Source organism: uncultured Metabacillus sp., from assembly GCF_947503125.1.
Lineage (GTDB): Bacteria > Bacillota > Bacilli > Bacillales > Bacillaceae > Metabacillus.
Map to the genome: position 1 here is coordinate 21,331 of NZ_CANNCR010000020.1, position 16,083 is coordinate 37,413.

Below are 16,083 nucleotides of genomic sequence, written 5' to 3' on the forward strand. Positions count from 1 at the left end.
AAACCATACATAAATGATTTAAGATAAAAAGATATGCATTTTGGAAAAGGTAATTTGCTAACAATGGCAAAATGGCATTGATAAAATATACCTTAAACAGAAACTTTAAAAACTGAGAGGAGCTTTGATTATGGGGAAAGGAATACTCTATTATGATGTTGGGGAGCAAGTGGATGTACATCTGCTTATCAAGTCTTCAACAAAGGGGATTGCCAGCAATGGAAAGGCATTCTTAACACTTATTTTACAGGATACTTCAGGTGAAATAGAAGCAAAGCTTTGGGATGCTACTCCGGAAGATGAGGCTACCTATGCTCCCCAAAGCATTGTAAAAATCTATGGAGATATCCACCATTATCGCGGCCGAAATCAATTGAAAATTCGTAACATACGTCCAAAGAATGAGGATGAGACTGTTGATATCTCGGACTTTTTAGAAACGGCTCCAGTTCCAAAGGACGTGATGAACGATAAAATTACACAATATATTTTTGAAATGAAAAACCCTAAAATTCAACGGATAACAAGATATCTCTTAAAAAAGCATGGAGCAGCCTTTATGGAATATCCAGCTGCAACAAAAAATCATCATGAATTTGTCTCAGGCTTAGCATACCATGTTGTCTCAATGCTTGATTTAGCCAAATCAATTGCCACTTTATACCCAAGTCTTGATACCGACTTGCTTTATTCAGGTGTCATCCTACATGACTTAGGGAAGGTAATTGAACTTTCAGGACCAATCAGCACAACGTATACGGTCGAAGGAAACCTATTAGGTCATATATCGATTATGGTAAATGAAATTGCCAAAGCTGCTGAGCATTTGCAAATTGAAGGAGAAGAAGTGGTTGTTCTTCAGCATCTAGTTTTAAGTCATCATGGCAAGGCAGAATGGGGAAGTCCAAAACCGCCAATGATTAAAGAGGCAGAAATTCTTCATTATATTGATAACCTTGATGCGAAAATGAACATGCTCGATCGTGCTCTTGAACGAGTGAAGCCAGGCGAATATACAGAGAGAGTCTTTGCCTTAGATAACCGCTCTTTTTACAAACCAACCTTTCATAAATAAATGATCGATCCATCTATAGTAGGAATAACATTTGCTTTCCTTGCATAGTTTTTAGTAAAAGGGCTTGTCATATCATACACAAGTTATAAAAGGGGGAGCATACATGCTTTTATTACCGTGGTGGATATATGTATGTATTATCGGGATCCTTGTTAGTGGTTACATGGCGTTTAAAACCGCTCGGGAGGATAAACAGATTGATGATGAGTTTATCGAGAAGGAAGGACAAGTATTTATTGATCGAATCGAACAAGAGCGCCAAAAGAAGCGGGAATTATTGGAACAACAACAGGTTCCAAATGACCAATCTGCGAGTTAAAAACTTTAATGCAAAAAAGAGGCTGGATTTCAGCCTCTTTTCTCTTTGTTACAACACCATGCTTTCGGTGGGTGTTTATTATTTTTCTTCTGAGTCAGCTTTTGTTTCTGTTTTTGTATCTGTTTCAGCTTCAGCTTTAGGTTCCTTAAATAAATCCTTAAAGTCGTCATCCTTTACTTCAACATTTGCATCCTTTATCGCTTTATCTAACGCAGACTGGACTGTGTCAGGCTGCTGGAGTTTTTGGTTACGTACATCCTCTGTTAAGGATTCCTTCATTTCATCAAATGGTTTTACTGTTTGGGTAACTTTAATAATATGATAACCGTAATCTGTTTTAATTGGTTCACTCACTTGGCCTTCTTTTAATTTAAAGGCTGCGTCTTCAAATTCTTTCACCATTTGACCTTTCCCGAACCAGCCTAAATCTCCGCCATTTTGCGCTGATCCTGGATCTGTTGAGTATTCTTTTGCTAGGTCTTCAAATTTTTCGCCTTTAGCAAGCTTATCTTTTACTTCTTTCGCCTTCGCTTCATCTTCTACCAAGATGTGGCTTGCTTTCACTTTACCTTCAAGCGTATCGTAGTATTCCTTTAAATCCTCATCTGTCACTTTTACTTCAGCTTCGGCTGCTTTCTTTCTAAGCAAGTCGACTTTAAGAATTTGTTTAACAACATCTTCTCCTTGCATTTCAACCATGCTTGTAAATTGAGCGCCTAATTGTGTTTTATATTTATCGAACTCTGCCTGAACTTCCTTATCGGAAACTTCATATTTTTCGCTTAACACCTTTTCGTGAACAAGCTCTGTTAGAACATCTTCACCAAATCGTTCCTTCATCGCTCCGTAAAATTCTTCTTTTGTAATATTACCTGCTTTCGTCTCTACAACAGCCTCTGAATCTCCGTTATTGCAAGCGCTTAAAGCAAAGAGGCTTGTCGCTGCTGCTAGTGCAATTGCTACCTTTTTCATCCTTTAATACAACTCCTAGTTATGATATTTAGAAAGTATTACATTGGTAAAACGCCAAGTCTAAATGGCGAAAGACGCTGTTATTCTTATACTGCCCCAGAAATGGAAACGTTACATTCCAAGATAGTACAAGAAATACTATACCATAATGTGACAAAATCAAAAAGTTTTTTCAAGGTTATTCAACATTTTTAGACGTTTCTTTTTAGGGAATAAGATGAATTTTTTAAAAACTGGGCAAACGTCCAAACATAAAGGACCATTTATCATAGGATATTTTGAAAAGATAAAGGAGGTAATTGATATGAGTAAAGGATATAATAACAACTTTGCATTGATTGTCGTATTGTTTATTTTGCTAATCATTATTGGGGCTTCTTATCTTTATTAAAAGAGGACCGGAAACCGGATAATTTTTTTATAAATGCGGCAGATGCCTATTCGGTCATAGGCTTTTCAGCATAGGATACCGTAACTATATTGAAAGGGGGTGTCATAATGAGCGGAGGATACGCAAGCGGATTCGCTTTGATCGTTGTATTGTTCATTTTGTTAATCATTGTTGGTGCAGCATGGTTATAAGATGAGAAAATGGGGCTGTCTCAAACAAAAGAGGCAGCCTCTTTGTTTAATGTTAAAGACCAATTGATACAGCCCATCATTAATTATGAATTGAATTGCCATTTTAACTCATCTGTCCAGGTTATTAATTCCTAAGTAAACAAGATTTCTATGTATGAAGAAATTAACAAAATCGTAATAAGAACATTTATTGTTCTAAATACCTTTGTTTGGCGGTCTTCAGGAATCTCACGTACTAAGCATAAAGCATTTGTAAGCTTGTTTATATAAAACAAGATAAAGACTGCAAACAAAATGAAGAAAATTAACATTTGAGATCCCCCTTCCCTCACTATACATATTAGATTACCAAACTATTTATGAAAAAGATAGCTTTGAATCTTAGGAAAATGATGAAAATGTAAAAAAGTGACAAAAGCATCTGGTCGTTATGATCATTTTGAAACTTAAGCTAGTAGATTTAGTACTTATCGTACTTAAACCGCTACGTCCTGGATGGGAAATCAAGATCCTATTAATCAAATAACATCATTTACCTTTCATTCTAACAGTATACGAAAAAAGTAAAAAAATCTGGTCGCGTTTGTCTTTTGTAGCTTTCTAAAAAACAGGAAATACTATACAATAAAGGTCAAGAATGGTGATTAGAAAGAAGGTACGGCATGGATTCATTAGAAAAACGTTTGGAGACGTTGGAATATTATCAAACGTTGTTGCTGCAAATGATTGAGCCCAATCGATTTCCTTTCTATCGTTTGGTTATGGAAAAAGGATTGACGAGGGATGAAATAGAAGAACTATATAAAATATGCGATGAACTCGCTTTTCTTCATGAGGAACAAAAAGCGCAAGGATTAGTGATCTTTACAGATCTCCTTACGCAGTTTGCAGGTCAGCTAAATGAAAAGCTTGAAATCGGTGAAACCATTCAAGCTATGGCAAAACAGGGCTTGTATCGCTCTTTAATGAAAGAATTTCTTGCCCTAATGTGAAGATTGCATGGAGTAACGTCAGCTCGAGGATAATAATTGCTCAGTCTTACGTTCTTTTTTTGTAAGGGTACCATTTTCCTCATAAAATGAATTCTCAATATTATTAAAGGAGCGTTCAAAAATCTCCATAAAATCATCTCCATAAATATTGCGGATGATGCACATCATTTCAATCATTTCAGGAAACTTCCCATACAGATTTTGGAGGGGGAGAGCCCCTTTAAAAACAGAGTTCCTATCTGGGCTAAAATCCTCTAAAAGCTGTGCAAGAACTTCCTCACCTTGTTTAGTAAGCTTAATATACGTATTTCGCTTATCATTAACTTTTTTGGAAAACTCTAAATAGCCTCTTTCCTCAAGCTTTTTTGAAAAATTAAATGCAGTAGACACATGCATTACTCCGAATTTAGCAATCTCTGAAATGGAAGCCCCATTTAAATGGTCAGCAATCCAAAGAATATGGTGCTCGTTGATATTCAGATCATAAGGCTTGATCCACTGCTGCCAATCTTTTTCGATTGTTTTCCATAATGCTTTACTAAGCTGCGCAACGCGTTGACTAAATAATAAGGCTTCTTTAATTGTATATTCCTTTTCATTATGCTTCATCACCGGTCACCCCTGTTCTTCCCTAAATGTATTATTCTCTATTATGCCAATAAAATAAAGATTAATAAAGATGTAAATTTACGAAATTTTTAAATATTTTCATAATTCCTTATATATCAAGACTTGACGGCATAAAAAAGTGTGTTAACAAATTTTGTCTAACACACTTTTTATTTGAAAACAAAAATATTTAGATGAACAAATGTTAATTTAAGCGAGGGAAAAACTTTATCAAATGACTAGGGAAAAGCGATTAAAATAAGTCTTTATGCGGATTTTGCAGCAGAGACTCTTATCCTATGATTGTAACGTTTGTTCAAGCTGCTTTATTTTTTGTTCTACTTCTTCAATTTCTTTTTGCAGATCTTTTTTATGTGGTTCGATTTCTTTCTGAAATTGATTAATGGTTCTTTTTAGATCAGTGGAAACTTCTTTTATGACTTCAGAGCTTTCTTTAGCTGTTATGATCACTTGATTTTTTAAGGCAATGCTTTCGGACTTCAACTGGTTTAGTGTTTCCTCAAGCTTTTTACGGTTAAGGTTCAGTTGGCTGCGAAGCTCCTTTCCAGACGAAGGAGCCGCAAGTAACGTAGCAATTCCTCCAATAATGCCGCCAACAACGAAACCGCATAATAATGATTTGTTATTTGACATGTTCAGCACTCCAATCATTATTGGTATATGTAAATTTCTTCATCAGTAAAAAACATCCTTCTTACCAAAGTACCCAAATCTGTCTTCATTAAACATTATACATAGAATAATCGTATCTGGCATAGTTATTTATATAAGGCTTAAGTGGCTTGGTTGTTTAGGCAGGTTTATCATTGGACATGTTCTAAGGTCGGGAACAACGGGACAGGGGAGACCTAATCAGGCACGTAACGCTGAGAAGGCTCCCAGAACACCCGCTAAAGATGAACTCCTGCAGCGGAAATCAACAAACTAGTTTAAAGAGCAAAAAAATTTAAAGGGGGATGAGTATGGCAGGTGTGATCTTTTTATTTTTTGTGATTAGTCTATTACTTTTTATTGGAGCTTTTCATTATTTTAAACTTCTCCAGCAATCAGCATCTTATCCACCTAAAAAAATTGTCAAACAAAAAATAACTGTTCTTGCTTCTGGAGGGGCAGTAGCATTGCTGATTGGTGTACTTTTGCTTTATTTTCAATAGATTTTTAAGGGTAGCTTATTGCTTTTGATGAAAGTCAAAAAACGGCGGGAAAAAGAAAACCCGATCATGGAATGGATCGGGTTACGATACTTAGACAGTAGTTGTTAAATTTGAGCGTTTAAAAATAGCTTGAATAATTGGCAGAATAATGACCATTGCTGCTCCATTAAATAATGTTGCTGGTAAAACAACTGTTAAGAACAGTGCGGTAAAGGCTGTACCCTCAGGTAAACCAGCTATAACAAGTGCAGATGACAAGAAAATAGTTCCTGAAACAATTGTTCCGATTACAGTTAGCACTGTAGCCGTTGCTACTTTTTGGGCTATTTTCTTTACTGCTAACAATAAACCGAAGAACACAAATGCTGTAATGAATTTGTCTATGAGATTTGGAAGTTGACCGCCTGGAAACTGTGTTGTCAGGGCAGACAGAATTCCTGTCACAATCCCAAGTAATGTGACATTTTTTAAACTAGGAAATAAAAGGATTCCAATAAACATCATAATCAGCATCATATCCGGTTTCATCCCTTGGTAAAAGGGCGGGATCACCATATGAAGCACGGCCCCGATCGCAGCAAATAAAGAAAGGATAACTAACACTCTTGTATTCATTTCTCCACTCTCCTCTTCTAAACTAAGAACTAATTTCTCCCCAATAGTGAACTGATTTCCTAATGCGAGAGATGTTAGTCATATTATAGCAGTAAAGTGTCAGAACGTACAGAATTTTTCAGCAAGTGAAAAAAGGGCTGACTCTTTAAATGATGAGTCAGCCCGTTAAGAAGTAGATCATTGATGTTGATTTTTAAATTCAGTCATGAATTGAGCTAATGCGATACATGCTTCTTTAGGAACCGCGTTGTAAGTAGAAGCTCTGCAGCCGCCTACTGAACGATGGCCTGCAAGACCAATAAAGTTACGTTCCTTTGCTGCTTGAAGGAATTTCTTCGTTAACTCTTCGTTAGGCAGCGTGAAGGTAATATTCATTAAAGAACGGCTGTCTTCAGTAGCGTGTGCTTTATAAAACCCTTCGCTTTCGTCAATAGCGGCATAAATATAGCCCGCTTTTTCTTCGTTGATTTTTTGAATGCTTTTCACGCCGCCTTGCTCCTTAACCCACTCTAATACAAGTGACAGCATATAGATGGCGAAGGTTGGCGGTGTGTTATATAAAGAGTTATTTTTCGCATGTGTTGAATACTTTAAAATGGTAGGCACATTCGTACGTGCTGTTTCTAAAAAGTCTTTTTTCACAATAACAACTGTTACACCTGAAGGACCAAGATTTTTTTGTGCTCCGGCATAAATAAGTGAAAATTTCTTCACATCGATTTCTTTGCATAAAATATCGCTGGACATATCAGCAATTAATGGGATTGGACTAGTTGGGTATTCCTTCCATTGAGTACCGAAAATCGTGTTGTTAGATGTGATATGCAAATAAGCTCCATCTTCAATCTCATTTAAAGAATAGTCTTTAGGGATATGCGTATAATTCTCATCCTTGCTTGATGCTAAAATACGGGTTTCTCCTAAAAGCTGTGCTTCTTTTAGTGCTTTTTCAGACCATGCCCCAGACATAATAAAATGAGCTGTTTTGTTTTCGTGAAGAAAATTCATTGGAATCATTGAAAACTGCAGGCTTGCCCCGCCTTGTAAAAATAGGACTTCATATGTGTCGGGAATACCTAAAAGCTCCCTAAGTAAAGCATTTGCTCGGTTGTGTACTTCCTCATAATCCTTACTGCGATGACTAAGCTCCATTACAGACATTCCTGTATTTTGGAAATTAACTAATTCTTTTTGTGCCCGTTCAAGCACAGGTAATGGAATCGCCGCTGGTCCTGCATTGAAATTATAAGCTCTCAACTGTATTGCCTCCTTGGTTTGTACGTTGAATAATACTCATATCCTAACATGAAAATTGCCGGAAATATAGACTGAATATTTTCATCTTTGTGAATGTTGATATGGAAAGCGTTATCAATATTAAAGAGTAATGAATGAGAGGTTAGGCACTTAATAAAACATGTTTTTTAACGGTATAAAAAGGGTCTAAACAGACAGACCCTTTTAAGAAATACCTTCGTTAATCTTTGTTGCAATTTCTTGTAGCTGTTCAGGTGTATATTGGTCAGCATGGCTTTTCCAAACAGCCCCGAACCCGTCTCCTTGACCATATCTAGGAATGATGTGCATATGATAGTGGAAAACGGATTGTCCGGCTTTTTCGCCATTATTATTTAATAAATTCAATCCTATAGGCTCGAAGTGTTTTTTAATTGAATTGGCAATTTGCGGAACAACCTCAAACAGCTTGCTTGCAATTTCAGGCGTCATTTCATAAATATTTTCTTTATGTACTTTTGGAATAACAAGGGTATGTCCTTTTGTTACTTGACTAATATCAAGAAATGCATACACATGCTCGTTTTCAAATACTTTTGCGCTCGGAATCTCACCGTTGATGATTTTGCAAAAAATACAATCACTCATGTTCTCACACACCTTTATTTTAAATTTTTTAGTAAAACATTTTTCAACATCATTTTTAGAGCTATTATGTTATGTTTTATGGATAATCGTATTTTATCACAATTTTTAAGGGAAAAGAAAAAAGAACAAGGTGAACGATGCTCACCCTGTTCCAGAAGAAGGGAAAGGTTACTCAAAATTCGGGATATTGTCTTTGACAAACACCTCATTTAACATTTTAGTAAATGCTATCTGATGTGAAAATCACCATTGTCCAAAACGACCATCTCCTTGTTAAGTGATTATCCTTCTTAACAGATTGAGAAAATGTCTTTGACAAACACCTCGTTTACAAAATGATTATATGCGAGCGTTTAATTCAGAGAATTGCGGCCCGTAGACACCTCATTTCGTAAGGTTGTTCTTCAATGGTTAAACAATTTTGCTTCTTTTATAAGAAGTTTGCTTTGACAAACACCTCATTTAACATTTTAGTAAATGCTACCTGATGTGAAAATCACCATTGTTCAAAGCGATCATCCCCTTGTTAAGTGTTAAATCAATCTTAACAATCAAAGATATTGTCTTTGACAAACACCTCATTTACAAAATGATTAGATGCGAGCGTTTAATTCAGAGAATTGCGGCCCGTAGACACCTCATTTCGTAAGTGTTTTACATCAATGGTTAAACAAAGAATTCCCAAGCTCTTTGAGAAAAATAGTTGTCTGGAACAAACACCTCATTTTTTTGGGTTTTGTTTGACAAGCTATCCCTTCCTCATTGATTATGATGTCCTGTTCGTGCTTCATTATGCGAAAAAGTTTGCTTCATTAGGACAAGTGTTTTTGATTTTGATAAGATAAAAAGAAAAAGGAGAACAACTAAAAAATGGCGTTGTTAAAAGTAGATCAGTTAACTGGAGGGTATACGCGAAACCCTGTCTTGAAGGATATTTCGTTTGAGGTAGATAAAGGTCAAATAGTTGGTCTTATTGGCTTAAATGGTGCAGGAAAAAGCACAACCATTAAACATATTATTGGATTGATGGAGGCACATAAGGGCAGCATTTCAATAAATGCAAAAACATTTGCTGACGATGCAGCGGCCTATCGCTCACAATTCAGCTTTATACCTGAAACACCGATCTTATATGATGAATTAACTTTATATGAGCACTTGGAATTAACGGCAATGGCCTATGGTCTTGATCAGTCTACATTTGAAAAACGCCTTCATCCGCTTTTAAAGGAATTTAGGATGGAGAAACGACTGAAATGGTTTCCTGCTCACTTTTCAAAGGGTATGAAGCAAAAGGTGATGATCATGTGCGCGTTTTTAATTGAGCCGGCACTGTACATTATTGACGAGCCGTTTGTCGGATTAGATCCGTTAGCGATCAATTCTCTTTTGGAAATGATGGAAAAGGCTAAACAGCAAGGATCGGGAATTTTAATGTCTACACATATCCTTGCTACAGCGGAGAGGTATTGCGACTCGTTTATTATTTTACATAATGGCGAAATCCGTGCGAAAGGAACGTTAATCCAGCTAAGGGAACAGTTTGGCATGAGAGAGGCCACTCTTGATGATCTTTATATTCAGCTGACAAAGGAAGATCAAGATGAAGAGCATTGATGAGATTTGGAAAACGAGGGTTAATCATCATATAAATGAAACAAGGGCATATTTGAAATACATGTTAAATGACCATCTTTTATTTGTGGTTATTTTCTTAGCAGCGGGCGGGGCTGTCACCTATCAAAAATGGCTTGAGACTTTGTCTCCTGATTTTCCAGCTGTTCTGATCATGGCGACCGTTTTTTCGTTGATTTTGCTTCGTTCCCATGTCCGCACTTTGTTAAAAGAGGCTGACATCGTGTTCCTGCTTCCTATGGAGCATAAGCTTAATGGTTACTTTCAAAAGGCTTTTGCCTATAGTTTAGTAACACAGAGCTTTCCAATTATTGTGGTCATGATTTTATTTGCTCCATTGTATTTTAAAGCAACGACCGCAAATGGAAATAGCCTCATCATAAGCTTGATCTTGCTGCTTGGCGTGAAGGTCTGGAATTTGCGGATAAGCTGGAAAATGGGATACTTAACGGAAGCATCTGCAAAATGGAGCGATCTCGCTGTTAGATTTGTCATGAACGGTTGTATGATCTTTTTTATCCTTTCCGGACAGTATCTTTTTGTGCTGGTGATTTTTCTCATTATGGTGGGCTATGATGCTTATTTTTCCAAGCTTGTTAAATCGAAAGCCATTAAATGGGATCAGTTGATCAAGATGGAAGAGGAAAGGAAACAGTCCTTTTATAAGCTGGCCAACTTATTTACCGATGTCCCTAAATTGAAAAAACAAGCGAAACGCCGTAAGTATCTTGATTTGTTCCTAAAGCAAGTATCATACCATCAAGATCATGTTTATGAATATTTATTTGGCAGAGCATTTTTACGATCTGGGGATTATTTTGGGATCGTGGTGAGACTTACCATAATCGGCAGTGTGATTTTAGCGGTTATTAATCAACAGTTAATTGGGAATGTGATCATCGTGGTCATTTTTTCATTCTTAACAGGGATACAGATAATGAGTTTATTTAAACATTTTGATTTATTGGAGCTGCCAAATCTTTATCCGACTGCGGAAAGAAAAAAGTTAAAAAGCTTTTTAAAAATTATTTTTAGCGTGCTTATTGTTCAAGCGATCGTCTACTCTGTGGTAACACTGATAACATCAACAGCTTTCATTTTTGTCATCACTTTAGCTGTAAATGTGGTGTTTGCTAGTCTGTTTACATATATGTATATGGGAACGAGGTTAAAGAAGAGTGAAAAGGGTGTATAACAGATGACCTATGAAACACAGATGGCAGAAGAGGCAAGACTTTGGAAGCAAAGGCAGTTGCGAAGACCTTCTTTTTTAGAAAGATCCTCTAAAAAAGCGCAGACGAAAATGAATCAATTGATTCCAGAAAAGGTACATACAACTATTACAGAAAGTATTAAAAAAATGGTTCAAGCCACACTTGTAGGTTCAAATGTCACCACATTTCCGAAAAAAATAGAGAACCTTACGTTTAAGGAACGTGAACAGCTAGTTGAAAAAACGATAGGAACATTTAAGAAGACAGCTGCCATTGAAGGTGCCTCAACCGGTGCCGGAGGAATTTTATTAGGGCTTGCCGACTTCCCTTTGTTCCTAAGTATCAAGATGAAGTTTTTATTTGAAGTGGCCAGCATTTATGGATACAGCACGAAGGAATATGAGGAAAGGCTGTTTCTTTTATATGTTTTTCAGCTGGCATTTTCAAGTGAGACACATAAAGAAGAAACTCTTGAAAAGATCGAACATTGGGATACACTAAAAAACGAAGTGAAGGATTTGGACTGGCGGGTGTTTCAGCAGGAATATCGAGATTATATTGATGTTGTCAAGTTAATGCAGATTCTTCCAGGCATTGGTGCTGTTGTAGGGGGAGTGGCTAATTATCACCTTGTTCAACAGCTTGGTGAATGTGCCATGAATTGCTATCGGTTGCGGATCTTTTCGAATTAATGAGTATTTGGGGGAAATTAAATGAAGCAGTGATTTTTGCATTTTGTGTAAAAATCACTGCTTCTATAGGACAAAATAAGGTAAGAGAAACGAGGAAAAGTCCGATAGAAGGCCTCACAACAGGACTATCCCCGATATTTATCTATTGGTCCAGTTTCTAAACTGGTCGTATTCTTGTTTTATATAATGAAAGATTTTTTCATTGCCGCCATGGTCTGGATGAGCTATTTTTAATAATTCTTTAAATGCTGTAAATATCTCCTTTTCATCTGCTTTTTTTGAAATGCTCAATTTTTGGCGAAAATCACTCAACATTGAGGTGGAATGAGTAGCATCCCCATCTTTTTCCCCTTTATGGAACTTTTCTTTTAATGCAATCAACTCATCCCGCAATTCAATATTTTCTTTTAATAAATTGATTGTTTCCTTTTTTAAATGATTCCTTTCAATTTGCAATAAGCCAATTTCATTATATAGCTTATCTCTTTGCTGGATGAGTATCCTTGTTGAACTTGCATGTAATTCCTCTATGCCCTTAATTTCCTCATCCTTTGCTTTTATTTTTATTTTTAATTGGCGAATGACCTCGTCCTTATCCAGCTTAGTTTGCTCCTTCATAAAACGCATTAAGGCCTTATCATCTACCGTGAATCCAGTTGCTTTTATTCTGCCCTCACGGAGCCACCGCTTAAAGGTTTCAATATTATCCGTTATCCCAGCTTCCTTTAACAAGGTAAATGCTTGATCCGTGTTCAATGGATTTCTCCTTTCCTCAGGTAGTAGCTATGTATAGAAGTCTAAACCCCTATTATATATATAAGGATAAAAGTCTGTTTTTTTGCGCTTTCTTTTAAGATTTAACATGTGGAAGAAGAAGCTAGGTAGAAATTTCCCAATTTTGAAACCTTTCCCTTTTCTATTCGTATAACAATACATATTGATCAATATGTTTGAAAAACCTACCTTGTACAGGGAAAAAGTTCAATTTCCATGCATTATTAGATGTATGGGTTATATAGATATGTTAAATGGAGGAGGAAGCGAAGATGTTAGATGTGATTGGAGTACTTATGTTTTTAATTCCAATATTGATTGTTGCTGCACTTGCAGGAGTTGGCTATTTCTTTTGGATAAAATATCGCTACCGTACAGCAAAGTCCAACCAAGCTTTAATTATTACAGGACCAAGATTAGGAGATCCTGAGAAGGAAACGAATATATTTACCGATCAAGAAGGCCGCTCGATGAAAATCATTCGTGGCGGCGGGTATCGCCTTAGACGTTTTCAGACATCTACACCTGTTAATTTGACTTCGTTTCAATTAAAACTATCCACACCAAGAGTTTACACAAATGGCGGTGTCCCAATAGTTGCAGATGCGGTCGCAATGGTAAAGGTTGCTGATACGTTAAACGGTATCGCAAACTATGCGGAGCAGTTTTTAGGCAAGGAGCAATCAGAGATTGAAGCGGAAATTATTGAGGTGCTCGGAAGTAATTTGCGTGCGATTCTTTCAAAGATGACAGTTGAAGATATTAACAGCAACCGGGAAAAATTTAATCAGGATGTATCCGAGGTAGCGCAAAAGCAGCTTGACTTAATGGGCTTTAAGATAACCTCATTAGGACTAACAGACTTACGTGATGCAGATGAAGAGAATGGCTATTTGGAAAATCTGGGCAGACCGCGTATTGCTGAGGTTCGTAAACTGGCGGAAATCGCTGAGGCTAACAGTGAGCGAGAAACTCGTATTCACCGTGCACAAACCGATCAAGAGGCGAAAGAGGAAGAATACAAACGCCAAATTGCAATCGCAGAATCGAAAAAAGAAAAGGATATTAAGGATGCCGCGTTTAAAGAAGAAACAGAACGTGCCCGGGCAAAATCAGAGCAATCCTATGAATTGGAAAAGGCAAAATTAGCAAAAGAAGTAAAAGAAGAAGAATTAACGCTAAAATTTTTAGAGCGTGAACGTGCAGTTAAGCTTGAGGAAGAAGAAAGCAAGGTTCGAAAAACAAAAGCGGATGCCGAATACTATGAAACAACTCGTAAAGCAGAAGCAGAAGCCCGAAAAGCGGAAATTGCCGGTGAAGCAAAAGCAAAAATCCGCAGGGAGGAGGGTTCTGCTGAAGCAGATGTAATCCGTGAACGAGGGAAAGCGGAAGCTGAAGCAAGAAAGCTATTAGCTGAAGCGATGGAAAAGCATGGCGAGGTGATTATCACCGAAAAATTAATCGAAATGCTACCAGTTTTTGCAGAAAAGATTGCCCAGCCGCTTAACAATATTGAATCTGTTAAAATTATTGATTCAGGCAATGGCCAGGGTGTGCCTTCCTTTGGCAAAAGTATTACGAGAACAATGGTAGATATGCAGGAGCCGTTAAAGGAAATGACTGGTATTGATGTAGCGGAGTTAATCAAATCTTATGCATCGAGGTCAAATGGGACAGTGAATCATGGCACTGATACAGTTCCTCATGTAAATAGGTTAGATCATGGCAGTGGTAAAGCATTATCTATTGAAAATAATCAACAGAATATATGAAACCGTTAATCTTCTAGATTATTAAACTCTTAGGCGCTTCCTTAATGGAAAGCGCCTTTAGTCTGAACCTTTCTAAATTGAAATTGGCTGATCACTCACCGAATCAAGCTGATACTGAATCGCCGCCTTACATAATGTTTTAGCGGCAATAAGAAGCGCCTTTTCATCAATATCGAATTTAGGATGGTGATGTGGATAAGCTGCTTCCTTTTTAGCCGGCATGGCTCCAGTGAAAAAGAATGTTCCCTTCACATGCTGCAGATAATAGGCAAAATCTTCACCGCCCATTTGCAGCGGGCTTTCTTCTACCTCATAAACACCTGGAACCTTTTCGGCTATGTTTTTAAGAAATTCGGTTTCAGCTTGATGGTTTACAACAGCTGGGTAGCCTCGATAATACAGATAATCATATGCTGCTCCATTCATAAGACACGTACCTTTAACCACCTGCTCAATCTCTTGTTCGAGTTGTTTTCTTACCTCTTCCTCAAATGAACGTGCTGTTCCGATTAGTTTGGCAGAGTTGGCAATGATATTAAAGGCATTTTCAGCTACAAATGAACCAACGGTCACAACTGCGGAATGAGTAGGATCTATTTTGCGGCTGACAATTTGCTGCAGGCTGGTGACGATTTGGGAGCCGATCAGGATGGCATCTTTTGTTTTATGTGGCTGTGCTCCATGACCGCCTTTCCCATGGACCGTGATTTCAAATCGATCAGCTGCAGCCATGATCGGTCCCACCCGGTACTGGATTTTTCCAACAGGCTCAGTTGCCCAAAGATGTGTCCCAAAAATTACATCAACACCTTCCAAGCAGCCATCTTCGATCATCGAAAGTGCTCCGCCTGGCGCATATTCTTCTGCATGCTGATGGATCAGAATAATCTTTCCGTTTATTAGATGTCTGTTGTTGTGAAGCACCTTTGCTAAGACAAGCAATGTAGCGGTATGGCCGTCATGACCACATGCATGCATGACCCCAGGAACCGTAGATTTATAGTCAACATCTTTTTCATCTTGTATCGGAAGGGCATCAAAGTCTGCTCGTAATGCAACGGTGGGACCCGGCAAATCTCCTTTGATGGTTGCCACAACACCGTTTCCGCCTACATTGGCTCTAACGGGGATACCAAGCTTTTTATAGTAATTCTCAATATAGCTGGCTGTATTTACTTCCTGAAAGGAGAGCTCTGGATGCATATGTAAAAACCGGCGAATCTCTACCATTTCTGAATAATGGGCATCTAATGATGACCATAACTGATCTAGCATAATTCCTCCTCCTCAAAGATAAAAATTGTTAACAGCTTTATAAAAACATATATCTCGATATCAAAATGTATTAGAATAAGTAAGGAATTTATATTAGCTTGATTGTAGTTAAAAAATTTAAAAAATTCAAGAATTTAATTCGACTGGAGGATAATGGTGAAAAAGCTATATGTAGTATTATTGTTGTTATTTGCCTTATTTGGACTCATCTTAGTTATTAAAACCAATGCTATCAACAGGTTCGACACAATGATTGGAAAGGGGCAGCAAGCTAGAAAGGAGAAAAATCAATCAAGATGCTGCTATGGAATATATATGAATGAGGATAGAGTTTTGACACTAAACTTCAGTACTTGGACCATTAAGGTCGAGGTGCTGAAGTTTTTTTATTCCGAATAAAGCTCTATTAAATGTGAGGTTTATTAATATTGGAGTAAATGTTTTTATATAATTCCTTATTCATTTAGTTAAATTGTACAAGGAATTGTATGAAATTTC

The 16,083-nt window shown here is 37.2% G+C and carries 19 protein-coding genes; 10 read left to right on the forward strand and 9 right to left on the reverse strand.

Annotated elements, in window-relative coordinates:
• The first annotated feature begins 130 nt into the window (after positions 1-130).
• Entirely contained in the window at positions 131-1,075 is a 945-nt protein-coding gene (yhaM, locus tag Q1B07_RS14330; RefSeq protein ID WP_299091420.1) for a 3'-5' exoribonuclease YhaM, read from the forward strand.
• Positions 1,076-1,178: 103 nt separating this feature from the next.
• Positions 1,179-1,394, forward strand: coding sequence for a sporulation YhaL family protein (locus Q1B07_RS14335; RefSeq protein WP_299091418.1), 216 nt, complete (start codon positions 1,179-1,181; stop codon positions 1,392-1,394).
• Between the two features lie 78 nt (positions 1,395-1,472).
• Here the strand turns inward: Q1B07_RS14335 and Q1B07_RS14340 are convergent, their stop codons facing one another.
• Positions 1,473-2,366 carry a peptidylprolyl isomerase gene (locus Q1B07_RS14340; RefSeq protein WP_299091416.1) on the reverse strand — a complete coding sequence of 298 codons (894 nt, stop codon included), beginning with the start codon at positions 2,364-2,366 and terminating at the stop codon, positions 1,473-1,475.
• A 304-nt stretch (positions 2,367-2,670) separates the two neighbouring features.
• Here Q1B07_RS14340 and Q1B07_RS14345 point away from each other — a divergent pair, with 304 nt between their 5' ends.
• Positions 2,671-2,757, forward strand: a complete 87-nt coding sequence (locus Q1B07_RS14345; RefSeq protein ID WP_299091469.1) for a YjcZ family sporulation protein — start codon at positions 2,671-2,673, stop codon at positions 2,755-2,757.
• 107 nt (positions 2,758-2,864) lie between these two features.
• Positions 2,865-2,948, forward strand: a complete 84-nt coding sequence (locus tag Q1B07_RS14350) for a YjcZ family sporulation protein (RefSeq protein WP_299091467.1) — start codon at positions 2,865-2,867, stop codon at positions 2,946-2,948.
• A 131-nt stretch (positions 2,949-3,079) separates the two neighbouring features.
• Here Q1B07_RS14350 and Q1B07_RS14355 read toward each other — a convergent pair whose 3' ends face one another.
• Positions 3,080-3,259: a hypothetical protein gene (locus Q1B07_RS14355; RefSeq protein ID WP_046586239.1), complete on the reverse strand. Its 180-nt coding sequence runs from the start codon at positions 3,257-3,259 to the stop codon at positions 3,080-3,082.
• Positions 3,260-3,610: 351 nt separating this feature from the next.
• Here Q1B07_RS14355 and Q1B07_RS14360 point away from each other — a divergent pair, with 351 nt between their 5' ends.
• Positions 3,611-3,940 carry a DUF1878 family protein gene (locus Q1B07_RS14360; RefSeq protein WP_299091409.1) on the forward strand — a complete coding sequence of 110 codons (330 nt, stop codon included), beginning with the start codon at positions 3,611-3,613 and terminating at the stop codon, positions 3,938-3,940.
• 18 nt (positions 3,941-3,958) lie between these two features.
• Here the strand turns inward: Q1B07_RS14360 and Q1B07_RS14365 are convergent, their stop codons facing one another.
• Entirely contained in the window at positions 3,959-4,549 is a 591-nt protein-coding gene (locus Q1B07_RS14365; RefSeq protein WP_299091406.1) for an HTH-type transcriptional regulator Hpr, read from the reverse strand.
• Positions 4,550-4,846: 297 nt separating this feature from the next.
• Positions 4,847-5,203, reverse strand: coding sequence for a YtxH domain-containing protein (locus tag Q1B07_RS14370; protein ID WP_299091404.1), 357 nt, complete (start codon positions 5,201-5,203; stop codon positions 4,847-4,849).
• A gap of 329 nt (positions 5,204-5,532) precedes the next feature.
• Here Q1B07_RS14370 and Q1B07_RS14375 point away from each other — a divergent pair, with 329 nt between their 5' ends.
• On the forward strand, positions 5,533-5,724 hold the full coding sequence (locus tag Q1B07_RS14375; protein WP_299091402.1) for a hypothetical protein: 192 nt from the start codon (positions 5,533-5,535) through the stop codon (positions 5,722-5,724).
• Between the two features lie 90 nt (positions 5,725-5,814).
• Here the strand turns inward: Q1B07_RS14375 and Q1B07_RS14380 are convergent, their stop codons facing one another.
• The 3 genes from Q1B07_RS14380 to Q1B07_RS14390 all read right to left on the reverse strand — a co-directional run bounded on the left by Q1B07_RS14380 (position 5,815) and on the right by Q1B07_RS14390 (position 8,223).
• Positions 5,815-6,339 carry a tryptophan transporter gene (locus Q1B07_RS14380; RefSeq protein ID WP_299091399.1) on the reverse strand — a complete coding sequence of 175 codons (525 nt, stop codon included), beginning with the start codon at positions 6,337-6,339 and terminating at the stop codon, positions 5,815-5,817.
• A gap of 177 nt (positions 6,340-6,516) precedes the next feature.
• Positions 6,517-7,602, reverse strand: a complete 1,086-nt coding sequence (gene serC, locus Q1B07_RS14385; protein ID WP_299091465.1) for a 3-phosphoserine/phosphohydroxythreonine transaminase — start codon at positions 7,600-7,602, stop codon at positions 6,517-6,519.
• A gap of 198 nt (positions 7,603-7,800) precedes the next feature.
• Positions 7,801-8,223, reverse strand: a complete 423-nt coding sequence (locus Q1B07_RS14390) for an HIT family protein (RefSeq protein WP_299091396.1) — start codon at positions 8,221-8,223, stop codon at positions 7,801-7,803.
• 870 nt (positions 8,224-9,093) lie between these two features.
• On the opposite strand from Q1B07_RS14390, the gene Q1B07_RS14395 reads away from it, so the two are divergent.
• The 3 genes from Q1B07_RS14395 to Q1B07_RS14405 are packed head-to-tail and all read left to right on the forward strand — an operon-like array spanning position 9,094 to position 11,764.
• Positions 9,094-9,840: an ABC transporter ATP-binding protein gene (locus Q1B07_RS14395; RefSeq protein ID WP_299091394.1), complete on the forward strand. Its 747-nt coding sequence runs from the start codon at positions 9,094-9,096 to the stop codon at positions 9,838-9,840.
• Entirely contained in the window at positions 9,827-11,053 is a 1,227-nt protein-coding gene (locus Q1B07_RS14400) for an ABC transporter permease (RefSeq protein ID WP_299091392.1), read from the forward strand. Before Q1B07_RS14395 ends, Q1B07_RS14400 begins: the two co-directional genes overlap by 14 nt.
• Positions 11,054-11,056: 3 nt before the next feature.
• Positions 11,057-11,764 carry an EcsC family protein gene (locus Q1B07_RS14405; protein ID WP_299091390.1) on the forward strand — a complete coding sequence of 236 codons (708 nt, stop codon included), beginning with the start codon at positions 11,057-11,059 and terminating at the stop codon, positions 11,762-11,764.
• A 138-nt stretch (positions 11,765-11,902) separates the two neighbouring features.
• On the opposite strand, the gene Q1B07_RS14410 is transcribed toward Q1B07_RS14405, so the two are convergent.
• Complete coding sequence (locus tag Q1B07_RS14410; protein WP_299091387.1) at positions 11,903-12,520, reverse strand: hypothetical protein; 618 nt, start codon at positions 12,518-12,520, stop codon at positions 11,903-11,905.
• Positions 12,521-12,810: 290 nt separating this feature from the next.
• Here Q1B07_RS14410 and Q1B07_RS14415 point away from each other — a divergent pair, with 290 nt between their 5' ends.
• Positions 12,811-14,310 (forward strand): flotillin family protein, encoded by a 1,500-nt coding sequence (locus Q1B07_RS14415; RefSeq protein WP_299091384.1) that lies wholly within the window; start codon positions 12,811-12,813, stop codon positions 14,308-14,310.
• A 72-nt stretch (positions 14,311-14,382) separates the two neighbouring features.
• Here the strand turns inward: Q1B07_RS14415 and Q1B07_RS14420 are convergent, their stop codons facing one another.
• Positions 14,383-15,585 carry a M20 family metallopeptidase gene (locus Q1B07_RS14420; protein ID WP_299091381.1) on the reverse strand — a complete coding sequence of 401 codons (1,203 nt, stop codon included), beginning with the start codon at positions 15,583-15,585 and terminating at the stop codon, positions 14,383-14,385.
• Positions 15,586-16,083: the final 498 nt, after the last annotated feature.

What these genes read in the sequence shown, in the direction of transcription:
- yhaM (WP_299091420.1), top strand. Translation starts at nt 131, where the DNA reads ATGGGGAAAGGAATACTCTATTATGATGTTGGGGAGCAAGTGGATGTA.
- Q1B07_RS14335 (WP_299091418.1), top strand. Translation starts at nt 1,179, where the DNA reads ATGCTTTTATTACCGTGGTGGATATATGTATGTATTATCGGGATCCTT.
- Q1B07_RS14340 (WP_299091416.1), bottom strand. Translation starts at nt 2,366, where the DNA reads ATGAAAAAGGTAGCAATTGCACTAGCAGCAGCGACAAGCCTCTTTGCT.
- Q1B07_RS14345 (WP_299091469.1), top strand. Translation starts at nt 2,671, where the DNA reads ATGAGTAAAGGATATAATAACAACTTTGCATTGATTGTCGTATTGTTT.
- Q1B07_RS14350 (WP_299091467.1), top strand. Translation starts at nt 2,865, where the DNA reads ATGAGCGGAGGATACGCAAGCGGATTCGCTTTGATCGTTGTATTGTTC.
- Q1B07_RS14355 (WP_046586239.1), bottom strand. Translation starts at nt 3,259, where the DNA reads ATGTTAATTTTCTTCATTTTGTTTGCAGTCTTTATCTTGTTTTATATA.
- Q1B07_RS14360 (WP_299091409.1), top strand. Translation starts at nt 3,611, where the DNA reads ATGGATTCATTAGAAAAACGTTTGGAGACGTTGGAATATTATCAAACG.
- Q1B07_RS14365 (WP_299091406.1), bottom strand. Translation starts at nt 4,549, where the DNA reads ATGAAGCATAATGAAAAGGAATATACAATTAAAGAAGCCTTATTATTT.
- Q1B07_RS14370 (WP_299091404.1), bottom strand. Translation starts at nt 5,203, where the DNA reads ATGTCAAATAACAAATCATTATTATGCGGTTTCGTTGTTGGCGGCATT.
- Q1B07_RS14375 (WP_299091402.1), top strand. Translation starts at nt 5,533, where the DNA reads ATGGCAGGTGTGATCTTTTTATTTTTTGTGATTAGTCTATTACTTTTT.
- Q1B07_RS14380 (WP_299091399.1), bottom strand. Translation starts at nt 6,339, where the DNA reads ATGAATACAAGAGTGTTAGTTATCCTTTCTTTATTTGCTGCGATCGGG.
- Q1B07_RS14390 (WP_299091396.1), bottom strand. Translation starts at nt 8,223, where the DNA reads ATGAGTGATTGTATTTTTTGCAAAATCATCAACGGTGAGATTCCGAGC.
- Q1B07_RS14395 (WP_299091394.1), top strand. Translation starts at nt 9,094, where the DNA reads ATGGCGTTGTTAAAAGTAGATCAGTTAACTGGAGGGTATACGCGAAAC.
- Q1B07_RS14400 (WP_299091392.1), top strand. Translation starts at nt 9,827, where the DNA reads ATGAAGAGCATTGATGAGATTTGGAAAACGAGGGTTAATCATCATATA.
- Q1B07_RS14405 (WP_299091390.1), top strand. Translation starts at nt 11,057, where the DNA reads ATGACCTATGAAACACAGATGGCAGAAGAGGCAAGACTTTGGAAGCAA.
- Q1B07_RS14415 (WP_299091384.1), top strand. Translation starts at nt 12,811, where the DNA reads ATGTTAGATGTGATTGGAGTACTTATGTTTTTAATTCCAATATTGATT.
- Q1B07_RS14420 (WP_299091381.1), bottom strand. Translation starts at nt 15,585, where the DNA reads ATGCTAGATCAGTTATGGTCATCATTAGATGCCCATTATTCAGAAATG.